The following is a 22,788-nucleotide window of genomic DNA, read 5'->3' as shown; positions in this document are numbered from 1 at the left end:
AATATTAAATACGCCTTATATATATAATTAGTTTAATGCTTCTTTAACTTTTTCTACTATATTCTTAGCTGTTAAACCATATTTTTCTAATAATTCATTTGGTGTTCCTGATTCACCGAAGATATCATTTACTCCAACTTTTTTAACTATTGTAGGATGATTTTCAGATACAACTTCACTTACTGCTGATCCTAATCCACCTATTATACTATGCTCTTCTGCTGTTACTATTGCTTTAGTTTCTTTAGCAGCTTTTATTATAAGTTGTGTATCTATTGGTTTTATCGTAGACATATTGATAACTCTAACATTTATGTTTTCTTCTTTTAACATATCTGCAGCGATTATCGCTTCATTAACCATTATTCCACAAGCTATTATTGTAGCATCGTTACCTTCTCTAAGAACAACACCTTTTCCAATTTCAAAATTATAATCTTCTTCAAATATTGTTGGAACTGCACTTCTTCCAAGTCTAACATACATAGGTCCATTAAACTCTGCTGCAGCAAATATCATCTTTTCAGCTTCAACTCCATCAGCTGGAACAACTACTGTCATATTTGGAATAGATCTCATTAAAGATATATCTTCCACACTTTGGTGAGAACCTCCGTCCTCTCCAACAGTTATACCTGCATGTGTAGCACATATTTTAACATTTAATTTAGGATAGCATACTGAGTTTCTTATTACTTCAAATGCTCTTCCAGTTGCAAACATAGCAAATGTACTTGCAAAAGGTATTTTACCTGCTGCCGCAAAACCACAAGCAGCTCCTACTAGGTTTTGTTCTGCTATACCCATGTTAAAAAATCTATTTGGGTATGCTTTTAAAAAGTCATTTGTTTTAGTTGATTTAGATAAATCTGCATCTAAAACTACTACATCATCATTTATTTTTCCTAATTTAACTAAAGCTTTTCCGTAAGCCTCCCTAGTTGCTATTTTACTCATGGAAAGCACCTCCTAATTCTGATAATGCTTGTTCAAGTTGTTCCTCACTTGGTGCACTTCCATGCCATGACGCTTGATTTTCCATGAAAGACACTCCTTTACCTTTTACTGTTTTAGCTATTATCATTGTTGGTTTACCTACTGTATCTTTTGCCATATCTAATGCTGCAAATATTTGGTCAAAGTCATGACCATCAATAGTTATTACATTCCATCCAAAAGTCCTAAACTTATCTTCTATAGGATTAATACTCATTACTGATTCAACTTCTCCATCAATTTGAAGTCCATTGTAATCAAGGAACGCTATCATATTATCAAGTTTATAATGAGCAGCACTCATAGCAGCTTCCCATATTATTCCTTCTTGAACCTCTCCATCTCCTAATAATGCATATACATTCCATGGAGCGTTATCTAATTTAGCTGTCATAGCCATTCCACACGCAACAGAAAAACCTTGTCCTAATGAACCTGTTGACATTTCAACACCAGGTATCTTTTTCATATCAGGATGCCCTTGAAGCATACTTCCTAATTTTCTTAAATGATCTAACTCTTCTTTCTCAAAATATCCTTTTTCAGCTAATATTGCATATAAAGCTGGAGCTGCGTGACCTTTTGATAAAACAAATCTATCTCTATCTTCCATTTTTGGATTTGTTGAGTCAATATTCATTTGATCAAAATAAAGAGCTGTTAAAATTTCAACTGCTGATAATGAACCTCCTGGATGTCCTGATTTTGATTTACATATCATTGAGACAATGTCTTTTCTTATTACATTAGTAATTTCATTTAATCCTTTATGGTCTCTCATGTAATTTACCTCCCTAAGTTATATACTGAGGCTATTGGTTAATTAGCCATATTGTATTTAAATCTCATTATATTATAACATCTTTATGGTGTTTTTTTTTGTTTTTTGTATATAAAACAAAAAAATTATTGATATGCTACTATATCAATAATTTTTTATATGCTAAATAAATCTAAACTTATTTGCAATCCATTATTTACTTTTAGCATAGTCTTATTATCTAGATAACCTATTTTTTCTCTCAGTCGCTTTTTGTCTATAGTTCTAATTTGCTCTAAGAGAATTACAGAATCTTTATTAAGCCCATATTCACTGGAACTTATTTCTATATGAGTAGGCAATTTGGCTTTATTAATCTGGGATGTTATAGCAGCAATTATAACCGTGGGGCTATATTTATTTCCTATATTATTTTGGATTATTAAAACAGGTCTAACGCCTCCTTGCTCCGAGCCAATAACTGGACTTAAATCTGCATAAAATAAATCTCCTCGCTTAATATCTAAGCCAAGATTATTCAACTTTAGCTATATCTCCTTCAGAACCATCATCCAAAGATATATCATCTGTCATACCAAGCTCCGCTAATGATAAGTTGATTTTAGCCATTTCTTTATAACCCTTTATCATACTTTCTTTTAAGTTAATTTTCTTTTTTTGGGTTATATAAAACTGAAAAGCAGCCTTTGCAAAATCTTCCCTATTACTATTTTCCATCTGGACTATTTGATCCACCTCAGATAAAATATAGTCGGGTAGAGTAAACATAATTTTTTCTTTATTTTTATTGCTCACAAAATCGCCTCCCAGAGAACAATATCTCTTATATTCTATCAGATTCCTAACTAATTGTAAAATTGCATTTGTTTCCATATAAGTACGTTCATTTGTCGTGTATTTAGTAAATAAAATTAAAATTACAATTTTCTTTCTTTTATTTTAATTTTTATACATTTCATGTTAAATATTATAACCTACACAACTTTTTTTATGTCTTAAATCATAGTTTTTGGAGCAAAAAGTTTACTATACAACTTATTCATTAATAATAGCTTTGTTATGACTTTTAATATACTTTTTATTTTAGTAAAACAAATTATTATGTCATCTAGATTTATCTTAAGTTGTTTATACTGTTTTATTTATTTTTCATACTTAAAATCTTCATATGTTACTATAAATATAGGTTTGTCTTCATTATCTAGTATTTCCATTTTATTTGGATTCTTAGTCTTATTATTTACATATAAAATTTGTTTATTAAAATATTTATTATTGCCTTGTATTTCTGTTTCTATTTTTAATTCACTTTCTGTAACTTCTAAAATTATTGATTCATTTTGCATATAGTTTTTTATAAAATCTCCAATAAATAAATAGTGACTATCATTATTTATATTAGGAAGTTCTATTGTGTCATTAATACTAGGGTTACTCACTAAAACTTTATCACCCTTATATTCAATAGTTTTTCCTTGTAAATTCTTTGGTGACTTTACTTCTAACTTGTAATAATCCGGTCTTTTATATGTGTGTTTAAAAATATAGATAGTATTTTCCTTATTTCCTATAGCTTCTACTTTCGCAATACAAGTATATGATTCAATTTTTGAAATCTGCTTTTGGAAATCTTCATATACTTCTTCTTTTGTATATTTTTTTCTTCCACATCCAACACTACATAGAGTAATTATTGAAATAATTATTATTAATAACGAATACCACTTATTTTTCACAAAGTACCTCCTAACTTATTTTTATTCATTCGTGTATTTAAATATATCTTATTTTTACGTTGTAATTGTTATAGCATTTGCAACAGCATAATTGTCGCTATGAGATATGCTTACCTTTATTTCTAAAACACTATATTGTATGCAAATTTTTTCTAAATTATTATAAGTATTTACTACAGGCTTTCCTAAACTATTTCTAAGTATTTCTATATCTTTAAAATTGTAACCCCTTATACCTAATCCTAAAGATTTGCTAATAGCTTCTTTTGCTGCAAAATTACCCGCTATTGTTTGAAGATTATTTCCCTTTTCCTCAAACATTTTTATTTCTCTTTCTGTGAATATTTTTTTTAGAAAATCACCTCTTTTACTTAATGCATTTTTAATTCTCTCTATCTCTATAATATCTGTCCCTATATCTAAAATATTCATATTTTCCTCCCATAAATTATCCCTACTATAATTATATTACCTTATTATAAGCAATTATATTACCTTTAATAATATTTTTATACACTAAATAAAAGTTTTAGGCAAAGTAAAAAGACTAGGAGTACTCCTAGTCTTTTTAGTAATATTATATTCTAGTTTTAAAGTCCACTGACTTCATCGTTCCATTTAGCAGACTCCGTTAGTATAGTTGTTTTTTCTTTACTAACAGTCATGAAACCACCAGATATTTGGCCAGATTTAAACTTGCCCTCTTTTTTTATTCTTAATTCTCCATCAACTAAACCAACAACGAAAGGTATATGATCTTTTAATACAGCTCTATCACCTTGTGTTGTTCTAGTTATGACCATTTCTACCTCACCTTGGTAAAAAACTTCACTTGGAGTAACTATTTCTAATGCAAATATATTTGCCATGACCTATCTACTCTCCTTTGCTTTCGCAACAGCTTCATCTATTGATCCAACAAATAAGAATGCTGATTCTGGTAAGTCGTCATGTTTTCCTTCAAGTATTTCTTTGAAACCTCTTACAGTTTCTTTAACTGGTACATATTTACCTGGGAATCCTGTAAATTGTTCTGCAACTGTGAAAGATTGAGAAAGGAATCTTTGTATCTTTCTTGCACGAGCAACTATTACTTTATCATCATCAGATAATTCATCCATACCAAGTATAGCTATTATATCTTGTAATTCTTTGTATCTTTGAAGTATAGATTGTACTCCTCTAGCTACTGCATAATGTTCTTCACCAACTATTTTAGGGTCTAATACTCTTGAAGTTGATTCAAGTGGATCAACTGCAGGGTATATACCTAGAGATGCTATAGATCTAGATAAAACTGTTTTTGCATCTAAGTGAGCGAATGTTGTTGCTGGCGCTGGGTCAGTTAAGTCATCCGCAGGTACGTAAACAGCTTGAACAGATGTTATAGATCCTTTCTTAGTTGATGTTATTCTTTCTTGTAAGTTACCCATTTCTGTAGCAAGCGTTGGTTGATATCCAACTGCTGAAGGCATACGTCCAAGTAGGGCAGAAACTTCTGAACCTGCTTGTGTGAAACGGAATATATTATCTACGAATAAAAGAACGTCTTGGTTTTGTTCATCTCTGAAGTACTCAGCCATAGTAAGTCCAGATAAGGCAACCCTCATTCTAGCTCCTGGTGGCTCGTTCATTTGTCCGAATACTAGAGCTGTTTTATTTATAACTCCAGAATCTTTCATTTCATGGTAAAGGTCATTACCTTCTCTTGTTCTTTCTCCAACACCAGCGAATACTGATATACCACCGTGTTGCTTAGCTATATTGTTTATAAGCTCTTGTATAAGAACTGTTTTACCAACACCAGCTCCTCCAAATAGACCGATTTTACCACCTTTTAAGTATGGTACTAGTAAGTCAACTACTTTTATACCTGTTTCAAGTATTTCTGCAGTACTTGCTATATCATTATATTCAGGTGCTTGCCTATGTATCGGTAATTTAGGTACGTCCTTTGGAGCTTCAGCATCATCAACTGGCTCTCCAAGAACATTGAATATTCTTCCTAATGTAGCATCTCCAACAGGAACACTTATTGGTCTTCCTGTGTCTGTCGCTTCCATTCCTCTAACTAGTCCATCTGTAGCACTCATTGATATACATCTAACTGTATCATCACCTATATGTTGTGCAACTTCAGCAACTATTTCTTGATCTCCTAACTTTATAACTAATGCGTTTAATAAGTTAGGTAGGCTATTTTCATTATCAAACTTAACATCTAGTACAACACCTACGATTGATACTATTTTCCCTACGTTGGCCATTTCCTAACCTCCTTATTTTAGAGCCTCTACTCCACCTACTATCTCTGTTATTTCTTGAGTTACAGCTGATTGTCTTGCTCTGTTGTAACTCAACTCTAAATTGGATAGCATCTCGTCTGCATTATCAGTTGCTGAACTCATGGCAGTTCTTCTCGCAGCTTGTTCTGATGCGAAAGATTCTATAACTCCATCATAAACTATACCAGAAACATATTTAGGTATTATATGACCTAAAACAACTTCTGCCGATGGTAAATATTGAACTCTAGCTCCTTTTGCAGCTTGCTCTTTTGTTTCCTTATTTTCTTCTTTTTCAAATGCTAAAGGTAGCACTTTTAATAATTTTGGATTTTGAGTTAAAGGAGATACAAACTCTGTATATACCATATATACTTCATCAATTTCACCTTTTTTATATAAATCCATAGCTTCCTCTGCAAAAGCTAATGTTTCATCATAGTCACATTTTTCAACACTTTCTGCTGACTTTAATATATCATAACCTCTTTTTTGGAAAAATTCCGTAGCCTTTTTCCCTACAGTCATAACTTTTTCTTTTTTTCCATCCATATGACTAAGTGTTAATTTCATTATATTTGAGTTATATCCTCCTGCAAGTCCTCTATCCCCTGCAACAATAATATAACATTTATTTTTTACTTCTCTTTGTTTTAAGAATACATTTCTAACGCCACGAGTACTTGTAGCTATATCCTTCACTGTATCGTACATTGTTCCAAAGTACGGTCTAGCTGCTAAAGCTCTATCTTTTGCTTTTCTCATTTTTGAAGAAGCCACAAGTTCCATAGCTTTAGTAACCTGCTTAGTACTATTAACACTGTTAATACGCGTTTTAATCTCTTTAATTCCAGCTCCTGCCAATTAATTTACCTCCTTTTGTAAAAAGGATTACGCTTCAACAACAAACTTTTTCTTAAATTCTACTATTGCGTTTGTTAAATCAGAAGAGAAATCTTCTGCTGCTAATATTTTTTTAGATACTTCTGGATAGTTTTCATCCACAAATCTGAATAATTCTTTTTCAAATCTTGCTACATTACTTACTGGTATATCCTCTAAGAAGTTATTTATAACAGCAAATATTATCATAACTTGGTTTTGAACTGCTATAGGGTCAGTTTCATTTTGTTTTAAAACAGCAACTATTCTTTCCCCTTGAGCAAGTCTTTTCTTAGTATCTTCATCTAAGTCTGATCCAAATTGAGAGAATGATGCAAGCTCTCTATATTGTGAGTAAGCAAGTTTTAATGTACCTGCAACTTTTTTCATTGATTTAATTTGAGCATCACCACCAACCCTTGATACTGATATACCAGGGTCAACTGCTGGTCTTATACCTGAATAGAATAATTCTGGTTGTAAGTATATTTGTCCATCAGTTATTGATATAACGTTAGTTGGTATATATGCAGAAACGTCTCCTGCTTGAGTTTCTATGATTGGAAGTGCTGTCATAGATCCTCCACCTAATTCATCAGATAACTTAGCAGCTCTTTCTAGTAATCTTGAATGTAGGTAGAATACATCCCCTGGATAAGCTTCACGTCCTGGTGGTCTTCTAAGTAGTAATGACATCTCTCTGTAAGCAACTGCTTGTTTACTTAAATCATCATATACTATTAGAACGTGTTTACCATTGAACATGAATTCTTCACCCATTGCAGCTCCTGTATATGGTGCAAGGTATTGAAGTGGTGCAGATTCAGAAGCTGTAGCTGATACAACTATTGTGTAATCCATCGCTCCACCTTTTTCTAATGTACTAACAAGTTGTGCAACTGTAGAACGTTTTTGTCCTATTGCAACATATATACATATAACATCTTTACCTTTTTGGTTTAATATAGTATCTATAACTATAGAAGTCTTACCAGTTTGTCTATCACCTATGATAAGCTCTCTTTGTCCTCTACCTATTGGTATCATAGAGTCTATAGCTTTTATACCAGTTTGTAATGGTTCACAAACTGATTGTCTTGCCATTATACCAGGTGCTTTACTTTCAACTGGTCTTGTTTTGTTAGTGTTTATAGGTCCTTTCCCATCTATAGGTAAACCAAGTGGACTTACAACTCTACCTATTAACGCTTCTCCAACAGGAACCTCAACTATTCTTCCTGTTCTTTTAACTATATCTCCTTCTTTGATTCCACTGTCATCACCAAATATAACAGCCCCAACAACATCTTCCTCTAAGTTAAGGGCCATTCCATATACCTCTCCAGGGAATTCTAAAAGTTCACTAGACATTACATTTTCTAGTCCGTATATAGTTGCGATACCGTCACCTACTTTTAGTACGCTACCAGTATCAGTCATTTCTATTTTATTATCATAATTCTTAATTTGTTGTTTAATTATAGAACTTATTTCTTCAGGTCTTAAGTTCATGGGTTCACCGCCCTCCTAAGAAATTACTTGAGAAAGTTGGTCTTTTATATTATCTAAACGAGTTTTTACAGATCCGTCAATTTGAGTATTTCCTAATCTTACTAAAACCCCACCTAATATACTTTGGTCAACTTTATTCTCTAAAGTAACATTTTTATTATATTTTTTTGAAAGTTTTTCTTCAAGTTCTTTAACTTTTTTATCAGTTAAAGCAATAGCACTTATTACAGTACCTTCGATTATATTGTTTTTATCATTTAATAATTGCTTAAATGTTAATTCTATTGATTTTAAAGAAGATATTCTTCCCTTCTCAACTAGTAATTTTAAGAAATTTTTTAAGTTATTATTTATTTTATTATTAAATAATGTTTCAATTAATTGAACCTTTTCAACTTTAGCTACTAAAGGTGATTTTAAAACATTATCTAAGTCCTTATTATTTTTCACTGTATCTATTACATTGTGTAACTCATTGTAAATTTCTTTAGTGATATTTTCATCTTCACTTAGTTGGAATAGGGCTTCTGCATATCTGTTAGCTATTATATCTATCATTTAGCTTCGCCCACCTCTTCGATAAATTTGTTTATCATTTCCTCATGTTTAGCTTGATCAATATCTTTTTCAATTACTTTGGAAGCAGCAAGTATAGCTATGTTAGAAATATCATTTTTAAGTTCATTCATAACTTTTTCTTTTTCTTGTACTATATCTTTATTAGCTCTTTCTTTTAAGCTAGTTGCTTCTTCTTTAGCAGTAGATATTATTTCATCAGACTTTTGTTCAGCTCTAAGAGTTGCTTGCTTAATGATTTCTTGACCTTCATTTTTCGCAACTGCAAGCTTTTGTTCATATTCAGCTTTTAAAGCTAAACCTTCATTTTTTGCTTGCTCTCCCGTAGCTATATCTGATTTTATTGCATTTTCTCTAGCATCTATGATATTCAAAACTGGTTTGAATAAAATTTTTCTTAGTATCCAAAATAGAACAACTGTATTTACTATCTGAATAGCTAATTCCCAAGTTATGGTTACTACTGGTTTAAAACCCATCTACTAATCCTCCTTTCCATCATCCATAATTTATAGTTAGGAGAGTAATTTATAATTTCTCCTAACTATAAAATCTTATTACAAATCGTCTTCAATTCTATATCCATGGATTAGCGAATATTAAGATTATAGATATAACAAGACCATATATACCTGTAGACTCTGCAACCGCAGCACCTAATAGCATTGTAGAGATTATATCTCCTTTAGCTTCTGGTTGATTACCAACAGCTTCTGCACCTTTACCAGCTGCATATCCTTGACCTATACCTGCACCTATACCAGATATAACTGCTATACCTGCACCTATTGCAGAACCTGCTATAGCGATTCCTTGTTGTAAAGTAGTAATTTCCATAATTTTAATCCTCCTCGAATTTTAACTTTTATTTTTTATTTTTATTCTAATATGCTAATATGTAATTTGCATATATTTTTACTCTGTTGAGTTTGAAACAAATACCATTGTAAGCATTATGAATATAAATGCTTGCAAACATCCTGCAAATAAATCAAAATACAAATGTAATGGTACTGGTATTAATAGTTGTAAGAATGGAATTGAAACATTCGGTATCAATGATGATATGAATGCTAATAATTGATAAAGTAATCCCATAATTACTGTTCCTCCTAAAATGTTACCAAATGGACGGAATGTAAGCGATATTGGTCTAGCAAATTCACCTACTATATTAAGTGGTAATAGGAACGGAACTGGTTCTAATAAACCTTTAAAGTATCCTGGCCCTTTAGCTTTAACCCCTTCGTAGTAAATTAAGAAGCAAGTAATTAAAGCCCAGGCTAAAGTTGTGTCTACATCAGTAGTTGGTGACTTAAAACCTAATAAACCAATCAAGTTGGAACATACGAAGAAAAGAAATAAAGATCCAATATAAGGGAATATATTAGGCATTCTTTTTTCTATATCATCACCCATGTTTCCATGAATAAGGCCTCTAAGTGACCCAACGGCATACTCTAACATAATTTGTCTCTTTGTAGTTGGTACTGGTTGTAGATTTCTTGTTAATAAAAATGCTATTATTATTAAACCTACCATTATAATCCAACTAGTTACAACAGTTTCACTAATTTTAAAACCATTTGCAAATTCAATGACCCATTGTGTATACTTCACTTATTTATACCTCCTTTCTCGATATTCTTGATATTATAAGTTTTTTTATAAATATAACAATCTGAGTACTTATTAATCCTAAGACTGTACCTATAACATGTATATTAGGATTCCTTACTGAAACAAATAAAACTACTGCTACAATAAACATCCTTATCAAATATCTAATTCCGGAATAAGCTTGAGCTCTTCCTGGTGGCATATCTGCTGCTTTTTCCATAGTAATCGCTAATAACCTAAAATTAAGTATTGCAATTATACTACCAAAAACAACTCCCAATATTACGTGAATTGATTGTTTAGAAATAACTAAAGATATTATTCCTATTATAATGGCATATATACATATACCCTTTGTTATTTCTTTAACTTCTTGTTGTACTTTTATATCCATAATCTATCACTTCCTTTTTGTGTATCCAATTACAGTTTTATATACAGACATAAAAGCTCCTCCTACTCCCAATACTAAAAATATTAGCATAAAAATAGGTTCTGTATTTAATTTATCATCGATAAATTTGCCTATAAAAAAACATCCAAATATGGAAACCACCATCATAATGCCTAGCTGGCTCATTAAAGAAAGCATTTGTGCTATTTGTGCACTTGTACTTTTTTTATTACTCATATAAAACTATGCTCCTCTATACTAAGAATATAGTTATTTTATCTATAATAAGGAATCTACTTAATTAATAGATTCCTTAAGATATACTATTTAGTACCAAATAATCTATCTCCAGCATCTCCTAATCCTGGAACTATGTACCCGTGATCATTTAATTTTTCATCTATAGCTGCTACATATATATCTACATCATTGTGATATTTTTGTACTTCAGCTATTCCTTCTGGAGCTGCAACTAAGTTAACTAACTTTATACTTTTTGCTCCCTTTGCTTTTAAAACATCTATAGCTGCCACTGCTGAACCACCTGTTGCAAGCATTGGGTCAACTACTATCATTTCTCTCTCATCTATATCTTGTGGAAATTTAGAATAATATTCAACTGGCTTTAATGTTTCAGGATCTCTATAAAGTCCTAAGTGACCAACTTTAGCTGCTGGTATTAAGCTTATAAATCCATCAACCATTCCAAGTCCTGCTCTTAATATAGGTACTATTCCTAATTTTTTACCTGATATCATTTTTTGAGTAGTTTTTACAACAGGTGTTTCTATTTCTACATCAACTAGTTGTAAATCTCTAGTAACTTCGTATCCCATTAACATTGTTATTTCTGTTAATAATTCCCTGAAATCCTTTGATCCAGTTTCTTTATCTCTCATTATTGTTAATTTGTGTTGTATTAACGGATGATCCGTAACTATAACTTTGCTCATTACTATTTAAACCTCCTATTTATTATGCTTTTCTTCTATATCAACTATCATGTTAACTCTTCTTAAGTGTCTATCTCCTTCAAATTCTGTATTAATCCAAGCCTCTACTATTTCTAATGCAAGACCTCTTCCTAATACTCTTTCTCCAAGAGATAACATATTTGCATTGTTGTGTGCCTTCGACATTTTTGCAGAAAAAACATCTGAGACAACAGCACATCTTATGCCAGGCACTTTATTTGCTGCTAAAGATATACCTATTCCTGTCCCACAACATACAATTCCATAATCTACTTCTTTTGAAATAACTGCATTGGCAACTTTTTCACCATATATTGGATAATCCACTGAATCTTGTGCATTATTCGTCCCAAAATCTATGTACTCTATTCCTTTTGATTCTAGAAAATCAATAATATCTGATTTTAAATTAAATCCTCCATGGTCACATCCCAAACCTATTCTCATAATTAGAACTCCTTTTTAGTATGTAAAGTAATTATATTTTAAAACTTGTGATAATTATTTCAATCACATAGCATTTTTTATGTTTGATTTTTTTTTAACTAGTTTATTTAATTATACATAATTTTTTATTAATACTCCATAGAAAAGCATAACTTTTTTTAATATTTTATTAGTTTTTATTTGAATTTTTTTCAGAATTTTCTAAATTTAACGAAATTTGTATATTATTCGATTAAAAATATCATTGTTAATTTTATAATAATCCTTTTTTAACTTTTCTACTTCATATTTTTATTATTTTATACTTTTATTATTTTATACCCAGCAGATTTGAGCAATCTATTCATTATAGCTCTACCAACCCCAACATTAGAAAACTCCTCTGTATATACAATATCATATTTATTGTCATCTGCGGTAATAAGTGCATTAAATAAATTTGACGCAACTTCTTCCAAATTTCGACCTAATACTATTGTATCACAATTATACTTGTTATTATTCTCCTCCAAGCACATTACCGCACATTTTAATCCTTTTTTAGCGCCATCATAAGATAATTCATTTGCTTTTTTTACAACATTATCTATATCGCCCGATAAAATATATACATCTGCATTTGGTGAGTAGTGCTTGTATTTCATTCCTGGTGCTTTAGCCTTGATATTATCTTCCTTTTTTTCTAAGGCTGGATCAATATTTACCTGACCAATAACTTTTTCTAAATCTTCTTTTGTCACACTACCTGGTCTTAATATAGTAGGAATATCGTTTGTCAGGTCTAATACTGTTGATTCTAAACCAAACTTGCAATCTCCTCCCAAAATTATTCCATCTACTCTATCATTCATTTCTTCATGCACATGCTTACCTCTTGTAGGTGATGGCCTTCCTGAAATATTGGCAGATGGAGCAGCAATAGGCAATTTAACTTCTTCTAAAAGGGCCTTTGCAATAGGATTAGAAGGCATTCTAATTGCAACTGTATCCAAACCACCACTAGTTCTCATTGGTACTATATCTTTTTTCTTCAATATAATAGTTATTGGACCTGGCCAAAATTTATCCATTATAATCTGTGCATTTTCATTTATGTCCTTTGCTAGGTCATTGACTTGCTTTGTATCATATATATGTACTATTAACGGATTATCACTAGGTCTGCCTTTTGCCTCATAAATTTTACTTACTGCATTTTCATCAAGAGCATTTGCGCCTAATCCATAAACGGTTTCTGTAGGAAATATTACTGTTTTTCCTTCTTTTAACATTTCTGCTTGTTTTTTTATTTCCTCTTTGTTTATATGTTTTTCGTCAATTCTACTTATAAATGTCATCTTATTTCTCACTCCCTTCTTAAGTAAATCTATATACAATATACAATTATTGTTCCTGTTAAAAAGCCTATTATACTATATAGGCTCTTTGATTTTGGCATTATTTCATCTAAAACTACAAATAACATAGTTCCTGCTGCTAAAGATAAAAATACTCCAATTAAAGATTTAAAAATACCTGCAAAATATACTCCTAAAAAGCTACCTATCCCCATAGGGATACCTGCTATAAATGTAAATAAAATTATTTTTTTTGCAGGCACTCTAGCACCAGCCAAACTAAGAGCTGTGGCCAGACCCTCCGGTATATTATGTATTCCAATTACTATAGCAAGAGTAATACCTAAAGTTTGTGCTGATACAAAGGATGACCCTATTGCCAATCCTTCTGGGAGATTATGTAGTAGTATACTTATAAATATTAAATATCCTGACTTCATATCTCCAGTAAAGTCTAGTCTACTTTTAATAAACATTGTTAGTAATACTCCCATAAATGTAAATACTACTGTATAAATTAAACCACTTGATTCCATTGCCTCTTTCATCAAATCAAAAACTACTACAGCTAACATAATACCGCCAGAAAACCCCATACAAAAATTAAGATACCTGTCTACTTCTTTTCTAAATATTGCAGATAGTATTCCACCAATCCCTGTACCTAATACCCCAGCTAATAGTCCTATCAATGTGACTTTTAGTATCATTATATTTTATTCCCCTCATACTTATATTTTAATATATCACTATATTCAATTATATTTAAGTGGTTATAGAAAAAATCCCTAAAAATTTAGGGATTTTATATTGCTGTCATCTTTTTAGTTTGGTCTTCCGTAATTAGCGCATCTATCATTTCGTCAATATCACCATCTAAAAATTGTTCTAACTTATAAAGAGTTAAGTTTATTCTATGGTCACTTACTCTACCTTGTGGATAGTTGTAAGTTCTTATTCTCTCAGATCTATCTCCCGTACCAACCTGACTCTTTCTTTCTGCTGCAACTTCGTCATGTTGTTCTGATAGAGCTTTATCATAAAGCCTAGCTTTTAATACTTTTAAAGCTTTTTCTTTATTTTTTAATTGTGATTTTTCATCTTGACAAGATACAACCTCTCCAGTAGGCAAGTGCGTTATTCTAACAGCTGAATCAGTTGTATTTACACATTGTCCACCATTTCCCGATGCACGGAATACGTCTATTCTTAAATCATTTGGGTTTATTTCTACTTCTACACCTTCTACTTCTGGTAAAACTGCAACTGTAGCAGTTGATGTATGGATTCTTCCTCCAGATTCAGTAGCTGGTATTCTTTGAACTCTATGAACTCCTGACTCATATTTAAGTCTTGAGTAAGCACCTTTACCTTTTATTAAGAAAGATACTTCTTTGTACCCTCCAACACCAGTATCACTAGCACTTAAAAGTTCCATTTTCCATCTTCTTCTTTCAGCATATCTAGAATACATTCTGAATAAGTTACCTGCAAATAGAGCTGCTTCATCTCCACCTGCTCCACCTCTTATCTCAACTATAACGTTCTTCTCATCATTAGGATCTTTTGGTAATAAAAGAATTTTTAATTCTCCTTCTAATGGTTCAACCTGACCTTCTAATTCAGATATTTCCATTTTAGCTAACTCTCTTAGTTCCTCATCAGACTCTTCTTCCAAAATAGCTTTAGATTCACTAAGGTCATTTAATACATTTTTATATTCTCTGTATTTATGAACGATAGGTTCTAAATCTGCATGTTCTTTCATATACTTTTGCCAAACTTTTTGGTCATTTATTATTTCCATATCACTGATTTTTTCAGTTAAATCTATATATTTATCTTCTAAAACCTGTAGCTTGTTTAACATACTTTTCACCTCTTTTATTCGTACAATCTCAGCATTTTATTATATCATAAAATATTTCCTATAACAACTCTATCAATTTGTTGTAAATCTTTTCTAGTATATATATTAGTATATCCATTTGACTTCATTAACTTACTGACTTCCTCTCTTTGATCATGACCCACTTCATAAGCTAAAATTCCACCTTTATTAAGATATTTTTTAGCTTGTGTAGTTATAGCCCTATAAAAATCTAAACCATCTATTCCACCTTCTAATGCACTATACGGTTCAAAATCCTTAACTTGTTTGTCTAAAGTTTCGATAACTTCTCTTTTTATATATGGAGGATTGGACACTATTATATCAAATCTCATACTATCATCTATATTAGTAAATAAATCTGACTTAATAAAGGTTATTCTATCATTTACATTATTACTCTTAGCATTTTTTTTACCAATTTCCAAGGCTATATCTGATATATCTACAGAAGTAATTTTAGCACTCTCTAAGTATTTTGCTAAACTTACAGTAATAGCTCCAGAACCTGTGCCTATATCAAGTATATTTATAGGTCCTTTATTTTTTCCTAGTTCAATAACTTCTTCTACTAATATTTCTGTGTCTGGTCTTGGTATTAAAACACCTTCTTGAACATAAAAGTCTAGTCCCATAAATTCACGATTTTCTACAATATAAGCAATGGGTCTATTATTTAATCTTTCATTAATAAATTTACTAAATAGTTTTTCTTCATTTTCACTTAAAGATTTCTCTAAGTTTAAAAGTATATATAATCTATCTACACCAAGGACTTTTTGTAGTAATATTTCCACATCAAGTCTCGGTGTGGGACTTATTTCTTCAAGTTCTCTTGAATATCTTATAATTATTTCCTTAATAGTCATAAGCTTCTCCCTTATTTTTCTTAAATTACAGCCTTTAATGCTTTTATTGCTACCTCTAATTGTTCATCATTTGGTTCCTTTGTAGTAATATGTTGAAGCATCATTCCTGGATAAGCAACAATTTTACTTAATATATTATTATATTTCCCAAGAAATTTTATTATTTCATAGGATATGCCAGCAACTATAGGTATGCATAATATTCTCATTGCTATTCTAGCTAAAATATTTGGCCATCCAAAGAAAGAAAATAATATAATTGATGTTGCCATTACTATAAATAAGAAGTTTGTACCACATCTAGGATGTAGCGTTGTAAATTTTCTTGCATTTTCTACTGTTAATTCTAAGTTACTTTCATAGCAATAAATAGCCTTATGCTCTGCTCCATGATACATAAAGGTTCTTTTTATATCTTCGTTTCTAGATATTAACAACATGTATAATATTAATATACATATTCTGACTAAACCTTCAATCAAATTAAGCATTATGTTGTTGTGTACAAATGATGAAAATAATCCTCCTATAGATGTTGGAATTAATACAAATAATCCAACAGAAAGAATCATTGCTAAAATAAGAGATACTGCCATAATTGCATCATTGGCTTTATCTTTAAATATTCTTTTTAGAAACTTATCTATTGCATCTTCCTCTTCCTCTTCTTCTAAGAAAAATTCTGATGAATAGTTTAAGCTTTTCATACCTTCTATCATCGTTTCAAATAAAACAAATGAACCTCTTAAAAAAGGTATTTTATCAATTTTTCTATCTTTTATCCAACTTTTTATTCTCTCTTTTTTTAATTCAATTTCTCCATTACTTTTTCTAACAGCAATTGCTCTGTAATTTTTAGACTGCATCATAACGCCTTCAATTACAGCTTGCCCTCCAACGCTTTGCTTTTTCATGGTAATACCCCTCATAATAATTTTTCTAACACTAAAACTATTATAATATAAAAATTCCCCTTAGAGTATTATATTATACTTTTAAGGGGTTAATAATTTATTTCACCGCATGACACTTTCTGCATCTGGCTTCATAACTCTCTACAGCACCTACTTGAATAATAGGATCATCATATCTTGCTGGTTTTCCATCTATTAATCTTTGTGATCTTGTTGCTGGTTGACCACACACAGAGCAAATAGCTTGAATCTTATCTACAAATTCTGCAACTGCTAAAAGTCTTGGTGTAGGACCAAATGGTTCTCCCTTGAAATCCATATCTAGACCTGCTGCAATAACTCTTACTCCCTTGTTAGCTAAGTCAACAGCAATATCTACTATTTCTTCATCAAAAAATTGCACTTCATCTATGCCAACAACTCGAACATCTTCATCTATTAAATCATAAATACTCGATGCTTCTTTTATTGGAATAGCTTCTATACTGTCCCCACTATGAGATACAACATCTTTCTTACTATATCTATCATCTATATGAGGTTTAAATACAATAATATTTTGTTTTGCAATTTTAGCTCTTTTTAATCTTCTTATTAATTCTTCGCTCTTTCCACTATACATAGGTCCAACTACTACTTCAATATAACCATGGTTTACTGGTCTATACATATTTTCGAACCTCCTAAGCTTTTATCTAATGTTATTATTGATAATATTCTAAAATTATGTATTTTTTAGTAATTAGGGAAATAAAATAGGGGTTGGATAACCAACCCCTTTTTTTACAATAATTAATCCATTTGGAATCTCTTTTTGAATTTGTCGATTCTTCCACCTTTTTCTATGTTCTTTTGCTTTCCAGTATAGAAAGGATGGCACTCTGAACATATTTCAACTCTTATTTCGTCCTTAGTTGAACCAGCCATGAAAGTATTTCCACATGCACAGTGTACTTCAACTGCATCGTATTTTGGTTGTATATCTTTTTGCATTCTTAGTCACCTCTTTTTCAATTATATTCTAAATTAATTATATTAATTTTAAGTTTTCATCTTCAACTACATCATTATATCACATGTTTTTTAGTGATACAAGGATTTTTGTATTTCTTAACCATATGATTTTAGGTTTATAGTTTTTACTTAATACTTCTTATAAATTCTTCATTATTCTTTGTTTTCTTCAATGCATCAATTAAGTTATCTGTAACTTCTAATATAGAATTATTGCTCATTTCTTTTCTTAACTTCCATAAAGCTGTTTTTTCTTCTTCTGTAAGTAATAAGTCTTCTCTTCTTGTTCCTGACTTATAAATATCTACAGCAGGGAATATTCTCTTCTCAGCAAGCTTTCTATCTAGATGTAACTCCATATTACCAGTTCCTTTGAATTCTTCGAAAATTACATCATCCATTCTAGAACCCGTTTCTACTAATGCAGTTGCAAGTATGGTTAATGAACCACCTTGTCTAATATTTCTAGCTGCTCCGAAGAATTTTTTAGGTCCATGTAACGCACCTGGATCAAGACCTCCTGATAGAGTTCTTCCTGTTGGTGATATTGTTAAGTTATAAGCTCTTGCTAATCTTGTTATACTATCAAGAAGTATTACAACATCTTTTCCGTGTTCCACAAGTCTTTGAGCTCTATTTAATACCATTTCTGCTACTTTAACATGATGATTTGATACTTGATCAAATGTTGAATAAATAACATCTCCATTAATAGATTCTCTCATATCTGTAACTTCTTCTGGTCTTTCATCTATTAGTAACACTATTAATTCCACATTAGGATGGTTTTTAGCAATACTATTAGCTACACTTTTAAGAAGTATGGTTTTACCTGCCTTTGGTGGAGCAACTATAAGACCTCTTTGCCCCTTTCCTATTGGCGAAATTAAGTCGATTAATCTAGTTGATATTTCATTTTGACTTTTTTCAAGTGTTAGTCTTTCTTCTGGATATATTGGTGTTAAGTTAACAAATGATTTTCTATTTATACAAGTTTCTGGGTTTTCCTCATTAACTTTCTGTACAAATAATAATGCTCTAAACTTTTCTCCTGTTTTTGGATGTCTTGTTATACCTCTGACTTTATCTCCTGTTTGAAGATTAAATCTTCTTATTTGAGATGGAGAAACATATACGTCTTCATCTGTAGATTGATAGTTAGATCCTCTCAAGAAACCAAATCCATCAGGAAGTATTTCTAAAACCCCAACTACTTCATCATCCTTAGAAGTGTTGAACTCATTAACTATTTTAGATTCTTCAACAACTTTTGGTACATAGTTACCTTTATTATTTCTCTGATTTCTATTTTCCATACTTGAAGTTTTATTGTTATTGTTATTGTTGAAATTACGAGAATTGTTTTGATTTTCTCTACTATGAGTTTTTACATAAGATCTATTGTCTAATTTATCACCAGTTTTAATATTTTCCGTATCACTATTTCTATTAATAAACTGTTTACTTCTGTCCCCACTATTATTAGTATTTTCTCTTCCCTGTTTTTGTTCTTTAGCCTCTATATCTTCATTAATATATTCTTTATTTATACTTACTTCATTATTACCTAATATCTTCTTGTCTTTTTCATTGTTATCTTTTGAGTTGCTCTTAATTAACTCAATTAACTCATTTTTTTTATATTTAGTAACCGATTTTATATCTAAGTCCTTAGCTATTTGTCTAAGTTCTGCTAAAGTCTTTTTACTCAATTCTTCCATTGTTATATTTTCCAAATTCAAAGGAACCTCCTAACATTTTATTTAAGGCTGTAATTAAATTTTAATTTTATAGGGAATATAGGGCGTGAAAAAGAAAAGTAATTATTTTTAAATATGAAATTTAATAAACTAATAATATCACTATTAAATATCATGGTCAACACGTAAAACTCCTAGTTCTTATCTTTTTTATTATTTTTACTATTATTTGTAAATTTATTCATAAAAATAAAAAATTGCTTCCTTACCACTGTATAAGTACTATTCTTAATGTCGCCAATAAGATGTCTTTGATTTACATGTATGCCAATCATTTACTACTCCTTCAGACAACCTTGTTACTCTGTTAAAAGTAGTCTAGAATTATAAAAAAAGTGGACAACTTGCCCACTTCTTATTTATTCCATATTATATTTTTTCATTAAATCAACAAGTATTTCGTTTTTATCAAGGTTATGCGTTGCATCTACAAATCTTATTGTTCCTGTCTTTCCTCTCATTACAATAGATTCAGTTTTAGCTTTATTGTCTCCTACATTTATTACACCTTTTAATAAATTGCCTTCCGTAATTCCTGTAGCAGCAAAGAATAAATCATCACCTTTAGCTAAATCTTCTAAAGTTAATTTCTTTTCTATATCTTCATCAGATAATCCCATTTCATGACATCTATTTCTTTCTTGTTCACTCATAGGATAAATTTGAGCTTGCATATCTCCACCCATACATTTTATAGCTGCTGCTGTTATTACACCTTCTGGGCCTCCTCCGATTCCCATAAGTATATCTACACCTGTTTCTTCAAAACAAGTAGCAATACCTGTAGCTACATCTCCATCACCGAACATTCTTATTTGGCAACCTAATTTTCTAGCCGGTTCGATTATATAATTATGTCTTTCTCTATCTTGTGTCATTATTGTCATTTGTGTAGTTTTTTTACCTAAAGCTTTTGCCACACTTAATATATTTTCTTCAACGCTTTTATCTAAATCTATGCATCCTTTCGCTTTTGGCCCAACAACAATTTTTTTCATATATGTGTCTGGCGCATGAAGTAGGGAGCCTTTCTTTCCAACCGCTATTACGGATATAGCATTTGGTAGCCCTTTTGCTATTAATGTAGTTCCATCAAGTGGATCTACAGCTATATCTACTTCCATAGAATCTTCTGTTTGTAATCCAACTTTTTCCCCTATATATAGCATTGGTGCTTCATCTAATTCACCTTCACCAATAACTACTTCTCCATTAATTTTTATAGATTCAAAAGCTCTTCTCATTGCTTCTACAGCAGCACCATCTGCTCCATTTTTATCTCCTCTTCCCATAAACTGAGAAGATACTAAGGCTGCTGCTTCCGTTACTCTTACAAGTTCTAATGCTAAATTTCTATCCATTAATCTGCCCTCTCCTTTACTATATTACATAGAAAATTATATATTATATACTTATCTTAGTAAATAGTGTATTATATATTTGTTTTATATTTACTATTCTTAATAATATGATATACTATACATTTTATTGTATAACTTTAGATAAATTATGTATTTGTTAATGCTAAAAATTTGCTTCACTTAAGCAACCGTATAAACCCTACACTTCAAGAAACTATCTTGTTCAAGTCAATTAGGTTGGGAATAAAAGGATAAAAGCATCCCAAAATATTTAAACTAATATTTTGGAATGCTTTTTTATAAAATAATATTTAAAAATATTGCTATAAAGATTACTTTGCATATTTAACTATAATATCACGAAGTATTTCAGTAGCACCTAATCCACCTCTATCATTGTAGTATTTAGCAAATCTTTCATCTGCTACATACATCTCTGCTAACCCAACATGAGCTTCAGTTGAGTATACTTGTCCTGAAAAACATAACCAATCCTTATGTTTTTCATATACATTTTTTGCATCTTCAGAATCTAAATCATTATTGTTTATAACTACTGCTAATGATTTAAACATTTCATCCTCTATTTCTTGCATTTTTTTTATATCTTCCTCATTCATATTCATCCATTTTTTATTAGATGATTCTACAATATCTCTTCCGTATTTTTCTCTAATTTCTTTTCCATATTTAGCTTCATTTTCCTCTAATTTATTATTTTTAAATACTTCAAACTTTTCTTTATTTGACATCTCTCTCTCTCCTTTTTTATGATCTAATGTTTTTTCAACTATTAAAATTAATTCTTCAAGTTGATTTTTTCTTGAAATAAGTTGATTATAATGTTCCTCTAATGCATTACAAATATTGAAGCTTGGTTGGTATATTAGCTTTTGTATATCTTCTAATTTCATATCTATAGATTTATAAAGTAATATTTGTTGCAGTAAATCCACTTCTCTTTCTCCATATATACGATATCCTGATGAGTTTATACGACAAGGCTTAAGTAGACCGATTTCATCATAGTATCTAAGTGTCCTAATACTAACACCAGACAGCTCTGCAAACTTCTTTGATGTATATTCCATTTACTCACCTCCTACAACTTTATAATAAAGGGTTACCTAACGTCGGGGTCAATATCTTTTTTATATTTTTCAACTTATTTTATTATTTATCTAAGACCTGTTAATATATTTTATATTTATAATTTATTTCATAAAAAATTCACTTTGATCATGTCAGCAATGAATAAAATATTTATCCTTCATGTAGCTTAGAGATTACACTATTTTTTAAGCTTAGCAAATAATATACTATAATAAAAAAAGCTAGTCTTAAAAGACCAGCTTTTTCTCTATAATGACGATGCTAACATTCTTATTAACGTAGATATACTTGTTAATATAAAAATCACAGCTATTCCTATTGCTAGA

The 22,788-nt window shown here is 30.5% G+C and carries 28 protein-coding genes; all 28 read right to left on the bottom strand.

The genetic code is table 11. The annotated features are described in order from the left end of the window. Positions 1-27: 27 nt before the first annotated feature. Entirely contained in the window at positions 28-957 is a 930-nt protein-coding gene (locus TVTCOM_RS01255; RefSeq protein WP_434798044.1) for a transketolase family protein, read from the bottom strand. Next, entirely contained in the window at positions 950-1,777 is an 828-nt protein-coding gene (locus tag TVTCOM_RS01250; protein ID WP_434798043.1) for a transketolase, read from the bottom strand. The genes TVTCOM_RS01255 and TVTCOM_RS01250 overlap by 8 nt, the downstream gene beginning before the upstream one ends. Before the next feature lie 155 nt (positions 1,778-1,932). Continuing rightward, the gene (locus tag TVTCOM_RS01245) at positions 1,933-2,298 is read right to left on the bottom strand and encodes a type II toxin-antitoxin system PemK/MazF family toxin (protein ID WP_074919675.1); all 366 of its coding nucleotides are present in this window, start codon (positions 2,296-2,298) and stop codon (positions 1,933-1,935) included. Next, entirely contained in the window at positions 2,291-2,572 is a 282-nt protein-coding gene (locus TVTCOM_RS01240) for an antitoxin (RefSeq protein WP_434798042.1), read from the bottom strand. Before TVTCOM_RS01240 ends, TVTCOM_RS01245 begins: the two co-directional genes overlap by 8 nt. A 347-nt stretch (positions 2,573-2,919) precedes the next feature. Beyond that, on the bottom strand, positions 2,920-3,513 hold the full coding sequence (gene gerS / locus TVTCOM_RS01235) for a germination lipoprotein GerS (protein ID WP_434798041.1): 594 nt from the start codon (positions 3,511-3,513) through the stop codon (positions 2,920-2,922). A gap of 54 nt (positions 3,514-3,567) precedes the next feature. After that, positions 3,568-3,945, bottom strand: coding sequence for a holo-ACP synthase (acpS, locus tag TVTCOM_RS01230; RefSeq protein ID WP_434798040.1), 378 nt, complete (start codon positions 3,943-3,945; stop codon positions 3,568-3,570). Between the two features lie 158 nt (positions 3,946-4,103). Then, a complete protein-coding gene (locus TVTCOM_RS01225) occupies positions 4,104-4,382 on the bottom strand; it encodes a FoF1 ATP synthase subunit delta/epsilon (RefSeq protein ID WP_434798039.1) in 279 nt (92 codons plus the stop codon). A 3-nt stretch (positions 4,383-4,385) separates the two neighbouring features. Beyond that, positions 4,386-5,780, bottom strand: a complete 1,395-nt coding sequence (gene atpD / locus TVTCOM_RS01220) for a F0F1 ATP synthase subunit beta (RefSeq protein ID WP_434798038.1) — start codon at positions 5,778-5,780, stop codon at positions 4,386-4,388. Positions 5,781-5,792: 12 nt separating this feature from the next. After that, positions 5,793-6,662 (bottom strand): ATP synthase F1 subunit gamma, encoded by an 870-nt coding sequence (gene atpG, locus TVTCOM_RS01215; RefSeq protein ID WP_434798037.1) that lies wholly within the window; start codon positions 6,660-6,662, stop codon positions 5,793-5,795. Positions 6,663-6,689: 27 nt separating this feature from the next. Continuing rightward, positions 6,690-8,192, bottom strand: coding sequence for a F0F1 ATP synthase subunit alpha (gene atpA, locus TVTCOM_RS01210; protein ID WP_434798036.1), 1,503 nt, complete (start codon positions 8,190-8,192; stop codon positions 6,690-6,692). A 15-nt stretch (positions 8,193-8,207) separates the two neighbouring features. After that, positions 8,208-8,750 carry a F0F1 ATP synthase subunit delta gene (locus tag TVTCOM_RS01205; RefSeq protein WP_434798035.1) on the bottom strand — a complete coding sequence of 181 codons (543 nt, stop codon included), beginning with the start codon at positions 8,748-8,750 and terminating at the stop codon, positions 8,208-8,210. Further along, a complete protein-coding gene (gene atpF, locus TVTCOM_RS01200) occupies positions 8,747-9,247 on the bottom strand; it encodes a F0F1 ATP synthase subunit B (RefSeq protein WP_434798034.1) in 501 nt (166 codons plus the stop codon). Before atpF ends, TVTCOM_RS01205 begins: the two co-directional genes overlap by 4 nt. A 97-nt stretch (positions 9,248-9,344) precedes the next feature. Beyond that, entirely contained in the window at positions 9,345-9,605 is a 261-nt protein-coding gene (gene atpE / locus TVTCOM_RS01195) for an ATP synthase F0 subunit C (RefSeq protein WP_074919682.1), read from the bottom strand. 78 nt (positions 9,606-9,683) lie between these two features. Beyond that, the gene (atpB, locus tag TVTCOM_RS01190) at positions 9,684-10,388 is read right to left on the bottom strand and encodes a F0F1 ATP synthase subunit A (protein ID WP_434798033.1); all 705 of its coding nucleotides are present in this window, start codon (positions 10,386-10,388) and stop codon (positions 9,684-9,686) included. 4 nt (positions 10,389-10,392) lie between these two features. Further along, positions 10,393-10,782, bottom strand: coding sequence for an ATP synthase subunit I (locus TVTCOM_RS01185; RefSeq protein WP_434798032.1), 390 nt, complete (start codon positions 10,780-10,782; stop codon positions 10,393-10,395). Positions 10,783-10,788: 6 nt separating this feature from the next. Continuing rightward, positions 10,789-11,019 carry an AtpZ/AtpI family protein gene (locus TVTCOM_RS01180; protein WP_434798031.1) on the bottom strand — a complete coding sequence of 77 codons (231 nt, stop codon included), beginning with the start codon at positions 11,017-11,019 and terminating at the stop codon, positions 10,789-10,791. Between the two features lie 86 nt (positions 11,020-11,105). Beyond that, the gene (gene upp, locus TVTCOM_RS01175) at positions 11,106-11,735 is read right to left on the bottom strand and encodes a uracil phosphoribosyltransferase (protein WP_434798030.1); all 630 of its coding nucleotides are present in this window, start codon (positions 11,733-11,735) and stop codon (positions 11,106-11,108) included. A gap of 15 nt (positions 11,736-11,750) precedes the next feature. Next, complete coding sequence (gene rpiB, locus TVTCOM_RS01170; RefSeq protein ID WP_434798029.1) at positions 11,751-12,203, bottom strand: ribose 5-phosphate isomerase B; 453 nt, start codon at positions 12,201-12,203, stop codon at positions 11,751-11,753. 299 nt (positions 12,204-12,502) lie between these two features. Further along, positions 12,503-13,540 carry an L-threonylcarbamoyladenylate synthase gene (locus TVTCOM_RS01165; protein WP_434798028.1) on the bottom strand — a complete coding sequence of 346 codons (1,038 nt, stop codon included), beginning with the start codon at positions 13,538-13,540 and terminating at the stop codon, positions 12,503-12,505. A 29-nt stretch (positions 13,541-13,569) separates the two neighbouring features. Then, complete coding sequence (locus tag TVTCOM_RS01160; RefSeq protein WP_434798027.1) at positions 13,570-14,250, bottom strand: ZIP family metal transporter; 681 nt, start codon at positions 14,248-14,250, stop codon at positions 13,570-13,572. Between the two features lie 95 nt (positions 14,251-14,345). Then, positions 14,346-15,410 (bottom strand): peptide chain release factor 1, encoded by a 1,065-nt coding sequence (gene prfA, locus TVTCOM_RS01155; protein ID WP_434798026.1) that lies wholly within the window; start codon positions 15,408-15,410, stop codon positions 14,346-14,348. A 44-nt stretch (positions 15,411-15,454) separates the two neighbouring features. Next, complete coding sequence (gene prmC, locus TVTCOM_RS01150) at positions 15,455-16,300, bottom strand: peptide chain release factor N(5)-glutamine methyltransferase (protein ID WP_434798025.1); 846 nt, start codon at positions 16,298-16,300, stop codon at positions 15,455-15,457. A 20-nt stretch (positions 16,301-16,320) separates the two neighbouring features. Next, the gene (locus TVTCOM_RS01145) at positions 16,321-17,214 is read right to left on the bottom strand and encodes a DUF1385 domain-containing protein (protein ID WP_434798024.1); all 894 of its coding nucleotides are present in this window, start codon (positions 17,212-17,214) and stop codon (positions 16,321-16,323) included. 97 nt (positions 17,215-17,311) lie between these two features. Next, positions 17,312-17,884: a thymidine kinase gene (locus TVTCOM_RS01140; protein WP_434798023.1), complete on the bottom strand. Its 573-nt coding sequence runs from the start codon at positions 17,882-17,884 to the stop codon at positions 17,312-17,314. A gap of 122 nt (positions 17,885-18,006) precedes the next feature. After that, entirely contained in the window at positions 18,007-18,207 is a 201-nt protein-coding gene (gene rpmE / locus TVTCOM_RS01135; RefSeq protein ID WP_434798022.1) for a 50S ribosomal protein L31, read from the bottom strand. A 146-nt stretch (positions 18,208-18,353) separates the two neighbouring features. Beyond that, positions 18,354-19,949, bottom strand: coding sequence for a transcription termination factor Rho (gene rho / locus TVTCOM_RS01130; protein ID WP_434799704.1), 1,596 nt, complete (start codon positions 19,947-19,949; stop codon positions 18,354-18,356). Positions 19,950-20,347: 398 nt separating this feature from the next. Then, on the bottom strand, positions 20,348-21,349 hold the full coding sequence (gene glpX / locus TVTCOM_RS01125) for a class II fructose-bisphosphatase (RefSeq protein ID WP_434798021.1): 1,002 nt from the start codon (positions 21,347-21,349) through the stop codon (positions 20,348-20,350). 332 nt (positions 21,350-21,681) lie between these two features. Beyond that, the gene (locus TVTCOM_RS01120) at positions 21,682-22,440 is read right to left on the bottom strand and encodes a MerR family transcriptional regulator (protein ID WP_434798020.1); all 759 of its coding nucleotides are present in this window, start codon (positions 22,438-22,440) and stop codon (positions 21,682-21,684) included. Positions 22,441-22,788 lie beyond the last annotated feature (348 nt).

The organism is Terrisporobacter vanillatitrophus (assembly GCF_051148895.1).
Lineage (GTDB): Bacteria > Bacillota > Clostridia > Peptostreptococcales > Peptostreptococcaceae > Terrisporobacter > Terrisporobacter vanillatitrophus.
This window is presented reverse-complemented; position numbering and strand designations above follow the sequence as displayed.